We start from the raw sequence: 16,730 nt of genomic DNA, 5'->3' as shown, positions 1-16,730 counted from the left end.
GAACTTGATGATTACAATCAAAACAAAAGAACAAATTGAAGCCATGGGGAAAGCAGGCAGAATCTTAGCCGATTGCCATAAAGAAATTGCGAAGTTGATTCGCCCAGGCATTACTTCGTGGGAAATCGATCAATTCGTAGAAGGCTTTCTTGCCAAACATGGCGCAACACCAGAACAAAAAGGCTATCACGGCTATCCTTATGCAACCTGTGCATCGGTGAATGACGTCATTTGCCATGGCTTCCCAAAGAAAGAGCCTTTGAATGATGGGGACATCGTTACGATAGATATGGTCGTTCGGATTGATGGCTGGTTAGCAGACTCCGCATGGTCTTATGCGGTTGGCAACATTTCTCCTGTTGCCGAGAAGCTGCTCCAAGTTACGAAGGAGTCCTTATATAAGGGCATTGAAAAAGCCGTTGTCGGTAATCGAATCGGGGATGTCTCTCATGCCATTCAAGTATATGCGGAATCGCAAGGCTTCTCTGTTGTTAGAGATTTCATTGGTCACGGGATTGGTTCCGAGATGCACGAAGAACCACAGGTACCTCATTATGGACCTGCTGGAAAAGGACCGCGCATTAAGGAAGGCATGGTTTTCACGATAGAACCGATGCTCAATGTTGGTAAATATCATTCCAAGGTCGACCAAGATGGATGGACAGCTAGAACGTACGATGGCAGCTTATCTGCGCAGTATGAGCATACGATTGCAATTACAAGCAATGGACCGATTATTCTAACTGAACAATAATGATCTGGAGGAACAGGGATGCTTTCTTTTTACAAGAAATATTGGCGAACGGTTTTTGACATTGGGCTCATCGTATTAACCGTCTACTTATTCATGCTGTTATTCAGTTATTTGTACGCCATTGCCACGCCAATCTTTCTGGCCTTGATCATCTTCATGATGATCGAGCCTCTGGCTCGATTCTTGAATCGCAAAGGGATACGCAAATCGCTCGCTTCGGCTATTTCGACCTTGGTGTTCGTCTTGATCATCCTAGGCGCATTGGCCGGGGCAGTCGTCATTTTTACTAGCCAGATCATGAGTCTTGTCGATAAAATCGATGACTATGTGGCGATTTTTAATGACCAGATCATTCATCGGATTGCTGAGTTGAACGATCGCTTCCAGACCTTGCCTACCGATGTGAGTGACAAAGCCAAAGATTATGCGGGTCAATTTGCTGGAAAAGCTTCTACCTTCCTTGTTGCCTTCTTATCGGGACTGGTCGCTTCCCTGACTTCCTTCTCCACGTTCATGTTCAATTTCATCGTCGGCATCATTCTCGCATACTTCTTGAGTATTGAAATTGAATCTTGGAAACGTATTGCAAGTGAACAAACGCCGAATACGTTCAAATCAGCGTTCTTTTTCCTTAAAGAGAATGTCGTGAAGGGTATTGTCTCTTACATAAAAGCGCAAGCCAAGCTCATTTCCTTGACCTTCATCGTCATTTTTATTGCTCTGCTTATTCTTAATGTGAACAACGCTTTCTCTATTGCGCTTTTGTCGGGTATATTCGATGTTCTGCCGCTTCTGGGTGTTTCTACCTTATTCATTCCGTGGATTGTCTACTTGTTCATCGTTGGCAATACGACACTGGCGATTTGGCTAAGTGCACTGCTTCTTGTCGTTATACTCGTTAGACAAATTATGGAGCCCAAAATCACTGGTGAATCCTTAGGTGTTTCCGCGTTTACAACTTTAGCGTTCATGATTATCTCCTTGTCGCTTTTTGGCGTGGCAGGGGTTATCCTCTCACCAGTTCTCATCATTCTGATCAAAGCCTTACATACACAAGGATACCTACAACGATGGATTCGTAAGCCTGAAAACGAATATACCGAAGGAAAGCTGCCGTATACCGGCAATTAGCTTTCGTACATGCAGATGAGCCCCCATTCTTCTAGTTGAAGAACTGGGGGCTTTTTACTGCACAAGCAATGGTTAAACTTGGTGCATGCGGCGATAACGGAAGGCGCCATGCCGATTTTTTGCGTGAACACGCGGCTCAAATAGAATCCATTCTCATAGCCGCATTGGGACGAAATCACGTCCAGTGTGAAGGTCGTATTTTCTAATAGATGCCTCACACGCTCCAATAGGATGAAATAAAGTGTATGCTTATGGTAACTCACTGCATGTTAAATGGAAATCACCTATTCTACAATGAAAGATGAGATATTCCATAACTAGTGAGGTGCTTATAGATGAAGCATGAAATTGTAACCTCTGATATCACGGTCGTTGGCGGAGGCTTGGCAGGCGTTTGTGCAGCTGTGGCAGCAGCGCGATTAGGTCAAACTGTTTCTCTGGTCCAAAATCGTCCCGTTCTTGGCGGCAATGCAAGCAGCGAAATACGCGTTTGGGTATGTGGCGCCACCTCACATGGTGTCCATCGCAATGCCAGAGAAACCGGCATCATGGGTGAATTATTCGTTGAGAATCAATATCGAAATATCGATGGCAATCCCTATTTCTGGGATTTAGTTGTGTTAGAAAAAGTGAAAGCGGAACCGAATATTACATTGTTCCTGAACACGGATGTACACGAGGTAGATGCATCAGGTGATGAAAATAACCGTACGATTCAGGCAGTCACGGGCTGGATGATGGGCTCTGAACGACGAATTCGTTTTGAGAGTCGTGTGTTTCTCGATTGCACGGGGGATGGCTTGGTTGGCTTTCTAGCAGGTGCTAAGTTCCGTATCGGACGCGAAGCTCAAGAAGAATTTAATGAGGAATGGGCACCCATCGTCTCGGATGATATCACGTTGGGCAGTACATTACTCTTTTAAACGAAAGATATGGGTCGTCCTGTTAAATATATTGCTCCTAGCTTTGCCAAGGATATTACGCAAACCTCGATCCCTTTGAAGCGTGTGATTCGAAGCGGTGATAATGGATGCGCTTACTGGTGGATTGAGTGGGGCGGTGAGTATGACACCGTTCATGATAATGAGCGGATTCGGGATGAGCTCTCCTCGGTTATCTATGGCATTTGGGACTACCTCAAAAACTCTGGAAAGTTTGACAGCGCTAATTTGACGCTGGAATGGATCGGATCGATTCCGGGTAAAAGAGAATATCGCCGCTTCGTCGGTGACTATGTGCTGAATCAGAATGATGTCATTGCCCAGGAGTTGTTCGAGGACCGCGTCGCTTTTGGCGGTTGGTCGATTGATTTGCATCCGCCGCAAGGCATGTATGCGACAGCTAAAGGCTCTAAACATATGCATATGAATGGTTCGTACCATATTCCGTTTCGTTCCCTCTATTCGACCAATGTGTCGAATATGCTTATGGCTGGACGCAATATCAGCGCGTCCCACGTTGCTTTCGGCACAACGCGTGTCATGGCGACATGTGCAGTGATCGGCGAAGCCGCTGGCACAGGCGCAGCGCTTTGCGCGGAGAAAGGGATTTCGCCGCGAGAGCTGCACAAGCAGCACTTGAGCGAGCTGCAGCAGACGCTGCTGCGGCAGGATGCTTCCATTCTCGGCGTGGTGAATATCGACGAGGCCGACCTCGTACGATGTGCGGCATTGACGGCCTCCAGCATGCTGACAGAGCTTGCTTTGGAGCAGTCGGCAGGTATTTATCCTTTGAAGACACACGTCGCTCTTCTGGTACCTGCAGATCCGTTTATTGATGGCTTACAGTTGCTGCTAGACGCCTCTGTTGATACAGAGCTTACCGTCGAACTGTGGCACACAGGTAAGCCTCAGAACTATGTCCCGCATACCCTCGTGATGTCAGTCGTGGTGTCTGTTGAGGAAGGGACTGAGCAATGGGTCACGGCTGCATTGAAATGGGAACCTGAACTCGCTCAGAATGCGTTCATTATTCTCAGAAGCAACCCGGCATTGTCCGTTCATCTGTCGGATCGACCGCAATCCGGTGTTCTTTGTTTCAAACATGATGCCGCTTCTGGGGATACCGTGGACTTCGGCGATATGTACCATCATCAGCCGGTAATTGACTGGAGTGCAAGGTACTTCGTTCGGAAGCCGATCTGTTTCCGACTCCTCTCGCCCACTTCGGCTTATGCGGCTGAGAAAGCAGTTGACGGATACAAGCGGCCATATGGAGGTCCGCGTCTGTGGTCTTCGGCTAAAGTCAGTGGTACAGGGGAATGGCTGGAGGCCAGCTGGTCTGAGGCACAGAGCATTGGGAAAGTGCACGTCACATTTAATGATGATGTCAACGAAGATTTAATCAATTTGCATCACCATCGCACCGAATTCGAAGTCATTCCTGAATTAGTCCGCGATTACAAGCTGCAAGCTTGGGTTAGGGAAACGTGGTTAACGGTTGCTGAGGGTGTGGGCAATCATACAAGACATCATGTTCATGTGTTGGACTCTGCAATTGTAACCCACCGTCTGCGTGTTGTTGTAGAGGCTACCAATGGATCCCCGCATGTAGAAATCGTGGAGCTACGTTGCTATCGTTAAAATTCTAAGAATAAAAGGACCGATATGGCCACATGAATCGTGGTTAATATCGGTTCTTTTTGCACATGTTAGCTACCAAAGAACGATAGTGGCTACCCACTTTCTAAATGACTAACATGGTATTTAAGTTGGACAGGCACCCCTAAATATTTGATAAATAGGCACCAATTGCTCTTGCTTAACCTAACATGATGTGTTATATTAAAAGTGCGTAGAATCAATGTTTTCGCTTTAAAAAGCTGACATAGGAGTGATGAAAATGCCCAACAATTTCGTACAAATTCCGCAAGGTGAGGAATTAATTCGTGTTGAAATGACGGTAAAGGAAGCGCTTGCACTGACTGGCACGAAATTTAACCAAAACCACAAATTGGAAACTGACGCTATCAAGAAGCTTAAACAATCCTTAGCAGATAAACTACTCACACCCCACCATTAATTCATACACATATTGGCCCCGCGACTAGATCGCGGGGCTTTTTATTTTATAGCGGTGTGTGGCCGAATTGCCGTGCTTTTGCTCGTGCTGGCGGTCGTTTAAGCACGGTTTCCGAGCTTATCGCTCGCGTTGGCACGCATGCAGGTTTCGAACTCTCCACAATAAAAAAATCCGCCCCACAATGAGGGACGGACCATCTTTAATTTATTTTCCTTCGCGTCAATATACAAGGAACACCTCTGCCAACAGCCCCTGGCTGTGACATCAATTCCAAATAGCGCATTCCCCTTGCGCATGGTGTTTTGCACACCGCACAGGTGGCCGATTCCACCATTCTCATGGTGTACTGTGCACGGGACGAAAGTTCCTTCTTCTTCTTAACAACCTTGCCTTTTCCTTTAGGTGGTGCCATATTCACGCCTCCCCAACTGCTTCCTTTCTTCAGTATATGAAGTCTGGGCTAATCGGTTCGTGGCGAGCAAGATCAAGTTAGCGTGACTTGTCTAAGGTTCTTTTTACAACTCCAAGGCTGTCAAAAGAATAGGAACTAATTCCTCATAGAGAGAAGCAAATGTTTCTACAGGCAGCGGATTCACGCCGAAGCCGACCTCGACCGTAAAGCCTGGTCGCCTAAATTGCTGGATGAACCAATCCTTGTACCCAGCATCACTGTCCGACAGCTTTACAGCTTTATAATCACTGGCTAGGGCCAAACGCTCCGCAATTGCTTCTGACTCCGCAGGCTCAAAGTCGCGATAATTCCAATAAATTTCTCTGCCTTGTGTATGTAACGCAACGACGAGTTCAAAGTCATGGCTCTCGGTAAATTGAGCAAGTGCCGCGGCTTCCGGTTCAGACAATGGAGCTTCTCCGCCATAATCACGCTCTCCAGGTCCGTCATGTTCTCTTCTCAATTTTTCTTCTTCCCAATGCGCTGGGAATTGATCATTGAGATCTACACCTCGAATATTCGCTTTCCAATTTAGAAACGACAAGGAACCTTGATTCCATGCCACTAACGCTTCCCGATGAGGATGTGATTCAGGCAGCCCGTGTAAAACAAGTTCGACACCGTCGGGATTGACCATGGGCACGACCCACAGTGAGTATTCCGACAGAATGCGCCTTACATTGCGCCCCTGCCAAGCCGTCCCTCTAGCATACGAACAAGCTAGATCCTCTACAAATTGCATCAGCAGCGGCGCAGTGATCCATTCGTTCGCATGCATAGCTGCATTAAAATGAATTTCCTTAGAACCATGGCCAATTCGCAGCGCATGTATACCCTTTCCCATCACGCTCTCGCCGATACATGAGATTTGTAAAAAGGGGTATATTTTGCCTAAACGATTCAGCTCCTCACCCAATGACTCATAACCGTACCCTAACACACAACCACCTCACAACCATTTACTTGTTTCGTATGGCTATGCTTATGCCTAGGTTCCAGGAATCATGCGGTATCGCAGCTACGGCGCTGGAAAAAAAAATAGACCCGCGGGGGTCTATTTACATTGTTTAAATAATAGTAGGCACCTGCCATACGACAGGTAAAAAGGCAATATACTCCTTTAGCCAGTTCTCTGCAATCTGCCTGAATACGTTAGGTGCGCCGCTGCAGAAAAACTGATGAATCGGCATTTCTTGAGATATCGTTTGCATTCCTCGTTGATATAGGATCGTGCTTATATCTCTGGCTGTCTCCTCCGCCGAAGAGATTAACTTTACATCCGGACCCATGACCTCAGAAATGGATTCCATGAGAAAAGGATAATGTGTACAACCCAAGATTAAGCAATCGATCGGCTTTCCTTTCAAGCGGCTCAAAGATTGTTCCACGACGGGCTGCGCACTATCGCTACTAAAAAGCCCTCTCTCAACAAATGGAGCTAGTAACGGACAGGCCTCACTATAGACATGGATGTCCGGCGAAATCTGCTTTAATGCTGTTTCATATGCTTGACTGCGTATGGTACCATCGGTGCCTATTACCCCGATCATGCCGCTTCGTGTCATTTTGATGGCTGCTCTAGCTCCGGGTGAAATCACACCTATAACAGGGATCGAGACACGAGCACGAATGTCTTCTATCGCGACAGCAGTTGCCGTATTACAAGCAATCACAATCATTTTGGGATTAAACTGAAGTAAGTAATCTACGATTTGACGAGTAAAGTGACGAACTTCATTGGCTGGCCGGGGGCCGTATGGACTCCTGGCCGTATCTCCAAAATAGATGACTTTTTCATGCGGCAGCTGTCTCATTACTTCTTTTACAACAGTCAATCCTCCGACTCCGGAGTCCAGTATGGCTATCGCTTGCTGCACACATATCCGCTTCCTTTGCCGGTTGATGAATTAATAAACCACATGGATAGGATATGTGCGGTCAAGCTCAAAGGTACCATTAGTACTACACAGATTTAGACCAAATCTTCTTTACTTTTTAGGCTGAAGGTCCGTCACAAGCCCGAATTCGTACCCTCTCTTTTTGATTTCTTTGCAAATACGATCAAGTGCATGCATATTCTCCACAGATCCCTGATGCATCAAAATAACATTACCCTCATGCAAATTATTCATAATATCGTTGTAGGGATCCTCAGCGCCATTCGCTCTGGGTTCCCAGTCACGCATGGCCGTAGACCAGAACACTGATGTATAGCCCATCCCTGAGACCAAGCTTAAAATATGAGGATTGTAGTGGCCATAGGGAAAACGGAAATAATGCCCGACCTCTTTCCCCGTTATTTGCTTATAAACAGCTTCAAAATCTGTAATTTCCTTGCGAATCTGATCGTCCGTCAATTCATTAAAATCGGTATGTGTCATCGTATGGTTGGCTACAAAGTGACCGTCTGCAACGATTCTTTTCAAATAGTCCGGGTTCTTCTTGATATTATTTCCAGTTATAAAGAAATTCGCTTTGACATTGTTTTCTTTGAGCGATTTCAGCATGAGATCAACCTCGATTAAGGGTCCCCCTGCGTCAATCGTTAAATAGACTTTTTTACCTGTGCCTACCCAGACCGCCTTCTGATCGCTGCTAAAGGATTTCGTTTCTTTCGGAAAATCAGGAACCTGGCCTGTTTTTTTCTTCATATAATACCAAGAATACGGTGTGCGGTCTGCTGGTAACGCCTTCGCTTTTGAGGCTTCCTCCGTGACTGCAGCTTTGGGCGTTGCCGTTGGTGCCGACGTAACTACTGCGCTTGATGCCGCACTTGGCGCTGGAGTCGCGTTTGGCGTAACATTTGGCGTAACATTTGGTGTAACCGTTGGTGTTGGCGTAGCCACTTGCTTAGGTGATGGTGGTTGAGATGATTTAGGGGAAGAGGAAGACACTGCCGTCGAAGCAGCGTCATTGCCAACTGGGGCTGTCAGGCTTATGTCTGCACAACCGACCAAAGTTACGCTTAGGATGATCAGGAGTGCAGCTTTATAGGTAAATTTTGTCATGAGTTACACCTCAATAGGGAATGAATTCTTCCTTCATCCTATTCGACAGTGATTGACAAATAACCTGCCTAACCATAGATTCATGGGGGTTATTTCGTAGCTCGATAGGTCAAGAATTGCAAAATGGTAATGAGGATAAACGCCGTTCCAGCTAACATAGGAATCGTAATAAAACCAAGCCAGTTTAAGTAATCAGTATCACATGCAATCGGGCCGCAGCCTGTACCTGTTTCTTTGAAAACACCCATTTGCAATAAAACGTGATAGATCGAGATGCAAGCTCCCCAAATCGTTAGTGGCAGCACGTAAATCGTTAATTTGTAATCTCTTCGCACAGCTGCAATCCCAAGAATAATAACCAATGGATACATAAGAATCCGCTGATACCAACATAGTTTACATGGTGCCAGATGCATAATTTCAGAAAAATATAAGCTTCCTAGCGTCGCAACTAAAGCAACTAACCACGAAAGATGCATGCCATTCTCTCTTAACCATTTGTTAGACACTTTGAAATCATCCCCTTTCTTCCTCCCTATTATAAAAAAATAGAAGAAAGAAGTCACGGGATTGATTCTCTCGACCTACTAAATCCGCAAATTGCTTACGAATAGTATAAGAAGTCCATTAACAACTCAGGTAATTAGTACCAATAAGTGCTATTACGTTTCTATTTTGAGCAAATTCAATTACAATTAACATATGGAGGGATTTCTATGATGAAGCAATTTGAAGGATTCGGCAAATTTTTGGAGAGCTTGCGAGGGAAAATGTCCTTACGTGAAGCAGCATCGAAAAGCGGACTTTCCCATGCCTATATTCGAGATCTCGAATTAGAACGAAATCGCTCAACTAATGAAAAGATTAAACCATCCCCTGTCACTTTAAAGAAACTGTCGGACGCTTATAAGTTTTCATATACAGATCTCATGGAGAAAGCAGGCTATCTTGAAAAAGAGAATCTTGATGGACAGAATATGTCATTGACGCTTCCCTTCACAGACATCCTCTTTATAGAAATTAGTTCAACAGAAATGACCTATCATACACGGATCGGTAATCGCAAGATCTCTATGCAGTCACTGCTGGATTTCAGTCATTTCCTGGACCAGTTAGAAGAACACGGATTTAAGAAAATGGATACGGATTTATTCGTCAATTTGTCCCACATCAAGAAATATAATGCCAAGGAAGGTAAGCTTTATTTTGACCCGCTTGGTGTTAGTTTATGTGTGATCATTGCCGCTTTTCGTCAAAAGAAATACCATGATCTCATCGTTCGCAGTGTCGCAAGCAATACGGGAAACGACCTCGAATTTCGTTATGAAAAAAATCGGATGACGGAATCTAATCTGACAGTGATCCAACGACACAATTAAACATTTGACATAAAAAGGAGAAAAATTCAGGTAATCTGAAACTTATTCTCCTTTCTTTTCGTCTTATTAGATGACTATATAGTTTGATTTGCGTTAGAGAGGATAGATGCCTGACCATGGCTGTTCAACAAACAACCTCCCTTCAGACAACTAGACAAGCGCGCGTGAAGCGCAAACAATCTGTGGGAATACTTCGCTTTATGTTGTATACAATTCTCAGCTTTACTTTACTATCGACCTTAGGATTATGTTGGTTTTTCCTGACTTCCTCGGGTTCGAGCCTGCGCTTCATGATGGCAGATACGATCATTACAACCCAGCATCGGGATTGGGCCAAATACTTGATAGGTTCAACCGAATTACAGAAGCGTGTTGCGGCGTACACGAAAAGCTTTGACGATATGGGCACCGAGAAGGATCTAGGACTCGTTGATATCGCGCCTAATCCATCCCAAGCCCCTCTTGAGGTCAAGAAAGACCTAGTGACGATTGAAAACATTTCGGGTCCCAACTTTAAGGGTAAACTCGTTACGATCTCTGATCCTACTAAGCTGCGAATTGCTGTGCCCGAAAAAGCAGGCAAAGGGGAGAAGGTATCCTCGATGGTCAAACGTACAGGCGCCATTCTTGGCGTTAACGGCGGCGGATTTATCGACCCCAACTGGGAAGGCAACGGCTTCCAGCCTGAAGGCGTCGTGATCTCAGGAGGCAAAATCTTTTACAATGACAAAGGCATGAATGGTACGGTACAAATTGTCGGGATTGATAAGCAAGGCCGGATGATTTCAGGCAAGTACAAAGTATCCGAGTTGCTTGAAATGGGCGTTCAGGAAGCCGTTTCCTTCAGCCCACGATTCATCGTAAATGGTGTTGGTCAAATTAAAAGCCAAGCGGATGGCTGGGGCATCGCTCCGCGTACGTGCATGGCTCAAACGAAGGACGGCGCCATTTTATTTGCCATTATTGACGGTAGACAGACGCACAGTATTGGCGCAACGCTCTATGATGTACAGGAAATTTTCTTAGCCCACGGTGCCATTACCGCGGCGAATTTAGATGGCGGTGCTTCAACGGTACTTGTCCACAATAATGCCATCATTAATAAACCTTCCAGTGAGTACGGTGAACGATATCTTCCTACCGCTTGGCTCCTCTTCGATCATCCTGAGACGGCAGTCATTAAGAACGTCTGGGAAGGGCTGGATATTAGTAAAATCGATCCATCCAAATGGTAATGATAAACAAGCAGAGTACTCCGGTTAAGGAGACCCTGCTTCTTTTTTTGATTCTAGCGGCCTACGATGACTAAGTCTTCTGCGGCTTCCGATGCTTCGATATCATCAAGGACTTCATCGATTGTTTGCGAATCTTTCCAAGAACGAACAGTCTCGACAACACTTGCTGCCGTATCCTTTGCTTTGCCAACGAGTTCCGAAGTTGTGGTACTTACTGTTTTGGCAGCTGCTTGTGTTTTTTGACTAACGGTGCTTGCTAGTTGAACCGTTTTGTCGCTAACTGCTGTAGCTCCTTCGGCGATGTCACTGCGCAGCTCACGACCGGATTTCGGTGCGAACAACAGCGCTGCTGCAGCTCCTACTAAGCCGCCTACAACAGCACCTACGAGAAGATCTTTCCCTTTTTTTCCATTGGACATGTAATAACCACTCCTTAATGATTTGATTTTGCATTCCGATGCGCCTGCCATCTCTGCCATAGCTCAAACCCTGTCGTTGCCCATTCCATAACGTCGTGGATACGCCTCTGGTGCGTATGTACGACCTTTTCCGCACCAAGCATCGATTCGTTCATCATACGTGAGGCCTTGCGCAGCGTGGAAGCGACTTCTCCGACAGCCATACCTGCCTTTTCTACCGATTGGATACTCGGCTCTAACGCTAGGAGTTGCAAATGCACCTCTTCCGTAAGCTGCCCTAATTGCTTCATTAGATTCTCCGCTTGCTCTGTTGTTTGGACAACCTGCTGTTTGACTTCAACCACCGTGTCTCCTAACACGCGAAGCGTTCGTGTAGCCGTGATGAACATACGAACGGTAAACATAATGAGCACTAAACAAGCAACAGCCAAGCTAAAGATACTGATCTCGCTCCATGTCATGTGGGTCACCTCCTGTGAGCTGAAAGCTGTGAGGGTTGATGGGGCTTCTAGACGAATGCCTATGAATTACTACAGTATAGGTAGGTAGGGCTCGTTTTGACACAAACTTACTGGAAAAATTTCTGGAACCTGTCATAATAAACATCAAAACAATGGATATGAGTTGGGGGAATCAAGACATGCACCGAGAACAAGGCTTGCAAGAAATTGAGCGCACACGTATTATGGCGATCGTCCGCGGTGTACAGGAGTCGCATATCCTTTCTGTTGCTGAAGCACTTTACAAAGGCGGCGTCACCGTTATGGAAGTGACATTAAACACACCTGGCGCGCTAACCATGATCGGCAACCTCCAGAAGCAATGGGGAGATCAGATGTTCATCGGAGCTGGCACTGTGCTGGATCTGGAGGATGCCAAACAAGCCGTTTTGGCAGGCACAGCCTTCCTCGTAACACCGAACTTGGATGAAGAAGTTATTGGATGGTCGCGGCAGGAAGGCATTCCAATCTTCCCAGGTGCCATGACACCAACTGAAGTCGTCAAAGCATGGAAAGCTGGAGCTACTGCCGTTAAAATATTCCCAAGCGCAAGCTTAGGTCTGCCTTATATCAAAGAATTAATGGGACCTTTGGATAAGATCCCGATGATGGCTGTCGGTGGCGTTACAGAGGGGAATATCAAGCAATTTCTGAATATCGGCTGTTATGGCTTAGGAATTGGCGGCTCGCTCATTAACCTGAAAGAAATCGAAGCTGGCAATTTCGGCTGGATTACGGACAAAGCGGTACAACTGATCGCGGCTTCACGCGCGTGAGATCGATGGGATGTCCTGAGTAAATAGAAAACGGAGATCGCGAACTTTCGCGACTCCGTTTTTGTTGTTTACGATTGCGAGGAGATTGCCCCCTGCTCAGCACAAATCCATTAACTTTGATAGCCGGTTACGGTATTTTTATCCCCAACTTTAACAGATACATCCTTCGCCTGACCATCACGCGAGATCTTTACTTTCAACGTATCACCCACTGCTGCAGCTTGGACCGCTTTAGTCAATTCCGCTGTATTAGCAATTCCTTTACCGTTCACATCCAGAATTACGTCATACTGACGAATGCCCGCTTCAAAAGCCGGAGAACCTTGCTGCACCTCAGCAACAACAACGCCATTTGTACTATTAATTTTCAAGTCTTGCAGCATGTCATCTGAAATATTTTGTAAAGCTACACCAATATAAGGCGCTGGATCTTTCGGGATCGTTTCGTTATTTTTCAGTTTATCCACGACAGAACTTATCGTACTTGCGGGAATCGCAAAACCCATTCCTTGCGCTTCGGCGTTTACAGCCGTATTAATACCGATGACTTCACCGTTCAAATTTAAAAGCGGACCGCCAGAGTTACCTGGGTTGATGGCTGTATCCGTTTGAAGTAGATGCTTGTAATTCCGTGTACCTTGTTCGTCATCAATACTGATCTCGCGTTCCTTGGCGCTTAATACCCCTGTGGTAACGGAGTAATCAAAGTCATACGGATTGCCGATGGCAACAACCCACTCACCCACTTCCGCCGCGTCCGAGTTGCCAATCTTCAGAGCCGGAAAAGCTTTATCCCCTTCAATTTTGAGGACAGCCAAATCTAAATCATAGCTGCTTCCAAGTAGCTTTGCCGTAAATGGGGTATCATAGCCTTGAACATAAACATCGATTTCGTCGGCACCGTCAATGACATGTTCATTCGTTAAAATATAACCGTTGGCATCAAAAACGAAGCCTGATCCAATCCCATTTTCGATGGTATCTCCACTTTCAGTCCCCTGCTGAAGTGTGTTTCTTCTATTCGAACTAGTATTCGTTTGTTTCACTTTGGTCTCAATTTTGACAATAGCTGGACTCGACGCTTTCGTAATTTGTGAAATGCTATTCGTACCAAGGTTGTTTAACGAAGCGGTTTGGACACCGGCTGAAGCCGAATTTGCTGCGGCAGCAGCGACACTGGTCTGAACCGTTTGAGCATCATAGCCAAAAAGATTCATCTTGTCCGAAGCGAACATTAATCCACCTACAGCGAGCGCCCCCGCCATAAAAGCTGCAAAAACGGGTTTCATTGAGGAACTGCGCGGTTTGCTTTCAACCTTTATATCATTCATGTTATTTCGATTGTTCATATCTTCATTCATATGATTACCGCCTTTCGTTAGCGTCTGATTGGTTTGTCTTGATATCCATAAGTATAGGACGCTAACCTGAAGCCATACTTAAATTGGGCTGATAGCTGTATGAATGCTAGCTGAAAGTATGCTGAAGGTTATGGACATAAATTGGTTTGTGAGGGGAAGTGCTGTACATAAAAAAAGAGCTAAGCAGATCATACCTGCTTAACTCTTCTTCAAAACTATTTATTTTGACGTATGATATACACACATTTGTTAGCACCTTTGGCAAGACACTCTGTACGCTCAACATTCGCATCCAGCAAATTACGGAACAAGGATAACTCACACTGACATGCTTGCTGAAACGTGTTGGCCACTTTCGAGATTGGACAGTTGTGTTCACTGAAAATATACGCATCTTCACCTTGCGCTGACCAATCAACCATATAGCCATTTTCATTCTGAATGAGAGCTAATTCAGCCACACGATCCTCTAGACTCTTCGCTTGCATCCTCGATTGATATCGAGCTTCGAGCTTATCCTGCCTGCCTTCAAAAAGTCGATCGATTTTCTCGAGACCTTCGTCCTCCAAAAGCTCATCTAATAAATCCAATGTTAATTGCAAATATTTCTTGGGAAATAATTCGTCCGCTTGCGGTGCTAAGGTATACACACTTGTTGGACGCCCCATTGCTTGTCGAACCAGCTTCGCCTCGAGCAAATCATCTTTCTCCATCGAATGAATATGCCTTCTAACGGCCATTTCAGTGATCCCAAGCTGTTTGGCAATATCTTGAACACTTAACGGCCCTTGCGTTTTGAGCATGGAAAGAATCACTTTACGTGTTGATGTCTCTAGTGTTTGATTCACGCTCTCACCTACCCTCGGACCTCATTTAGGACTCATTTTACAGCATCGCAAGCAATAAGTAAATTATGAAACACTTATGTATGTTATGCCAATTCGCTCTTAATGAATGACCGAACGCTAGCAGTAAATTCCTCAAAAGCCGCTGGGAGTTTCGGTATTAACGGATGTAACGTCTGGCGATTCAAGTCCACATAATCCTGGACAAGCGGTTTTCTTAGCTTTACTAATTGAAGCAGCGTCTCGGTCAAAGACTCCGAATAAGCTCCTTCTCCGTGGACAATTTCTACGATATCTTCATAGCTGCTTGCATCTCTTAAAATAAAAGCATCGATCAGCAAGCTTCCAATGTCCGTCACGGTTTCGATAGCCAGATGCAGAACACGCTCTTGTGAAAGCTGCCAGACAAGATCCTTATTCCCTTGTGCCCACTGCGCTTCTAATTGCTGACTCGCCTCTGCGAGAACTGCCAGAAATTGAATGCGCCCATCAATTTGTTCATGATTAATAAAATACATGATCTATCTCCGTCCTCTTTTTCGCCATTTGGTCCAAACTAACATCGCAAAAAAAGTGATAATCACCAAAAATATGAGCAAAACTGCCTGCATCAGATATTCATAACTCACGTTCATTCACCCTCTTGATTGTTCTCTTAGTACATGCTATCAACAGTTTATCTCGGGTAGATGTGAGCGTCAAGCTAAGCAAGCCATCGTTGATAGAGTGATTGTCCTCCTCTTGGGATCATGTTACAGTGAACGAAGAGAAAAGAAGGAGAATTTTCAACATGGTATTCAAACCTAAACTATCAGAAATCGACATCGTACGCGCGATTGCCATCATTGCCGTCGTGCTCATTCATGGTACTTCCGGCGCCACTCAACTGCCAGTTGGGACAGGCTCTCAGGCATTCTTTTTCATCGTCAACAAAGCTAGTTTGTTTACCGTTCCTTTGTTTATTTGGATCAGCGGCCTTGTGTTGTTTTATTCCTATTATGACCGCTGGGAGCCGGGAATGGCGCGAGTTTTCTGGACGAAAAGGCTGCAAAAGGTTCTTATTCCTTATGTCTTGTGGTCTCTATTCTATTATTTGTATAACCAAATCATGTTTCATGGCACGATTCATTTCGATGCTTTCTATCTGCTGAAGCTGCTCCTATCCGGCAATGCGAGCTACCATTTGTATTATATGGTCATTATTGTCCAATTTTATGTGTTATTCCCTTTGATGCTTACGACTGTAAAACGTTACAATTGGCTGCGTCGCGGCCTGATTCCTTTAGGTATCGGTATTCAAGCAGCTTCCTATACCTTTCATCATTGGGTATTTCCACTTCCCGAATACGCCTCATTGTTCCTGAGCTATACCGCCACTTTCAGCTTCGGGGCTTTCATGGGCATCAACTATGCTACGATGGTGACATGGGCTTCCCGTTTCAAAAGGTGGATATGGAGCGCCGCGCTTCTCGCCGGGTGTGCTTTTGTGGGCATGCTTCTGCTTCAGCAATACGGGTTTGCCGCTATCGAAAATACGTGGTTCGAGATGGCGCTTCTCGCCTACTGCATGAGCATCCCACTCGTCTGCGTGCCGTGGGCTCGCAAACAACTGGCACGCGGCTCACGCTTCAGTGCCTTCTTATCTGCCTTAGGCGCAGCCTCCTTCGGCATCTACCTCGTGCATCCCGCGATCCTCACATTGTGGGATCGCGCCAGTACAGAGCCAGCGCTTGGACGCATCTGGCTCTATGATCTGCACACCATAGCAGCCGTACTTATTGGGCTGCTTGGTTCTTGGCTGCTCGCGCGCGGGTACGCTCGCATGAAAAAAGGTTCCGCTCGCCAATGAG

The 16,730-nt window shown here is 45.7% G+C and carries 18 protein-coding genes and 1 pseudogene; 8 read left to right on the top strand and 11 right to left on the bottom strand.

The features are described from left to right. Positions 1-7 precede the first annotated feature (7 nt). On the top strand, positions 8-754 hold the full coding sequence (gene map / locus AC58P7_RS01565; RefSeq protein ID WP_477589691.1) for a type I methionyl aminopeptidase: 747 nt from the start codon (positions 8-10) through the stop codon (positions 752-754). Positions 755-772: 18 nt separating this feature from the next. After that, the gene (ytvI, locus tag AC58P7_RS01560) at positions 773-1,885 is read left to right on the top strand and encodes a sporulation integral membrane protein YtvI (protein WP_497339631.1); all 1,113 of its coding nucleotides are present in this window, start codon (positions 773-775) and stop codon (positions 1,883-1,885) included. Here ytvI and AC58P7_RS01555 read toward each other — a convergent pair. Next, positions 1,882-2,103, bottom strand: a complete 222-nt coding sequence (locus tag AC58P7_RS01555) for an AraC family transcriptional regulator (RefSeq protein WP_497339940.1) — start codon at positions 2,101-2,103, stop codon at positions 1,882-1,884. The two genes, ytvI and AC58P7_RS01555, sit on opposite strands and share 4 nt — an antisense overlap. Before the next feature lie 117 nt (positions 2,104-2,220). Between AC58P7_RS01555 and AC58P7_RS01550 the strand changes: the two are divergent. Both AC58P7_RS01550 and AC58P7_RS01545 read left to right on the top strand, forming a co-directional pair. Further along, a pseudogene (locus AC58P7_RS01550) lies at positions 2,221-4,467 on the top strand (FAD-dependent oxidoreductase). Between the two features lie 259 nt (positions 4,468-4,726). After that, on the top strand, positions 4,727-4,906 hold the full coding sequence (locus tag AC58P7_RS01545; protein WP_497339630.1) for a hypothetical protein: 180 nt from the start codon (positions 4,727-4,729) through the stop codon (positions 4,904-4,906). 199 nt (positions 4,907-5,105) lie between these two features. Here AC58P7_RS01545 and AC58P7_RS01540 read toward each other — a convergent pair whose 3' ends face one another. The 5 genes from AC58P7_RS01540 to AC58P7_RS01520 form a co-directional block, all read right to left on the bottom strand. After that, positions 5,106-5,318, bottom strand: coding sequence for a hypothetical protein (locus AC58P7_RS01540; protein ID WP_497339628.1), 213 nt, complete (start codon positions 5,316-5,318; stop codon positions 5,106-5,108). A 103-nt stretch (positions 5,319-5,421) separates the two neighbouring features. Further along, entirely contained in the window at positions 5,422-6,297 is an 876-nt protein-coding gene (locus AC58P7_RS01535; RefSeq protein ID WP_497339627.1) for a M14 family metallopeptidase, read from the bottom strand. A 127-nt stretch (positions 6,298-6,424) separates the two neighbouring features. After that, positions 6,425-7,234 (bottom strand): glutamate racemase, encoded by an 810-nt coding sequence (gene racE, locus AC58P7_RS01530; RefSeq protein ID WP_497339626.1) that lies wholly within the window; start codon positions 7,232-7,234, stop codon positions 6,425-6,427. A gap of 111 nt (positions 7,235-7,345) precedes the next feature. Continuing rightward, positions 7,346-8,365 (bottom strand): polysaccharide deacetylase family protein, encoded by a 1,020-nt coding sequence (locus AC58P7_RS01525; RefSeq protein WP_497339625.1) that lies wholly within the window; start codon positions 8,363-8,365, stop codon positions 7,346-7,348. Between the two features lie 89 nt (positions 8,366-8,454). Beyond that, a complete protein-coding gene (locus AC58P7_RS01520; protein ID WP_497339939.1) occupies positions 8,455-8,844 on the bottom strand; it encodes a disulfide oxidoreductase in 390 nt (129 codons plus the stop codon). Between the two features lie 237 nt (positions 8,845-9,081). Here AC58P7_RS01520 and AC58P7_RS01515 point away from each other — a divergent pair, with 237 nt between their 5' ends. Next, positions 9,082-9,744, top strand: a complete 663-nt coding sequence (locus AC58P7_RS01515) for a helix-turn-helix domain-containing protein (protein WP_497339624.1) — start codon at positions 9,082-9,084, stop codon at positions 9,742-9,744. A gap of 116 nt (positions 9,745-9,860) precedes the next feature. Beyond that, positions 9,861-10,979, top strand: coding sequence for a phosphodiester glycosidase family protein (locus AC58P7_RS01510; protein ID WP_497339623.1), 1,119 nt, complete (start codon positions 9,861-9,863; stop codon positions 10,977-10,979). 53 nt (positions 10,980-11,032) lie between these two features. Here AC58P7_RS01510 and AC58P7_RS01505 read toward each other — a convergent pair whose 3' ends face one another. Continuing rightward, positions 11,033-11,398, bottom strand: a complete 366-nt coding sequence (locus tag AC58P7_RS01505; protein WP_497339622.1) for a YtxH domain-containing protein — start codon at positions 11,396-11,398, stop codon at positions 11,033-11,035. Between the two features lie 14 nt (positions 11,399-11,412). Next, positions 11,413-11,859 (bottom strand): DUF948 domain-containing protein, encoded by a 447-nt coding sequence (locus tag AC58P7_RS01500; RefSeq protein WP_497339621.1) that lies wholly within the window; start codon positions 11,857-11,859, stop codon positions 11,413-11,415. 179 nt (positions 11,860-12,038) lie between these two features. Here AC58P7_RS01500 and AC58P7_RS01495 point away from each other — a divergent pair, with 179 nt between their 5' ends. Then, a complete protein-coding gene (locus AC58P7_RS01495; protein WP_497339620.1) occupies positions 12,039-12,674 on the top strand; it encodes a bifunctional 4-hydroxy-2-oxoglutarate aldolase/2-dehydro-3-deoxy-phosphogluconate aldolase in 636 nt (211 codons plus the stop codon). 110 nt (positions 12,675-12,784) lie between these two features. Here AC58P7_RS01495 and AC58P7_RS01490 read toward each other — a convergent pair whose 3' ends face one another. From AC58P7_RS01490 to AC58P7_RS01480, 3 genes are all read right to left on the bottom strand, one after another. Continuing rightward, positions 12,785-14,035: a S1C family serine protease gene (locus tag AC58P7_RS01490; RefSeq protein WP_497339619.1), complete on the bottom strand. Its 1,251-nt coding sequence runs from the start codon at positions 14,033-14,035 to the stop codon at positions 12,785-12,787. Positions 14,036-14,250: 215 nt separating this feature from the next. Then, entirely contained in the window at positions 14,251-14,883 is a 633-nt protein-coding gene (locus AC58P7_RS01485; RefSeq protein WP_497339617.1) for a helix-turn-helix transcriptional regulator, read from the bottom strand. An 83-nt stretch (positions 14,884-14,966) separates the two neighbouring features. Then, entirely contained in the window at positions 14,967-15,398 is a 432-nt protein-coding gene (locus tag AC58P7_RS01480; protein ID WP_497339616.1) for a DUF86 domain-containing protein, read from the bottom strand. 272 nt (positions 15,399-15,670) lie between these two features. On the opposite strand from AC58P7_RS01480, the gene AC58P7_RS01475 reads away from it, so the two are divergent. Further along, a complete protein-coding gene (locus AC58P7_RS01475) occupies positions 15,671-16,729 on the top strand; it encodes an acyltransferase (RefSeq protein WP_497339615.1) in 1,059 nt (352 codons plus the stop codon). Position 16,730: the final 1 nt, after the last annotated feature.

This window comes from Paenibacillus sp. J22FR5, assembly GCF_059691975.1.
Note: the sequence above shows the minus strand (reverse complement) of the source record. Positions and strands in the feature narration are given on the sequence as shown.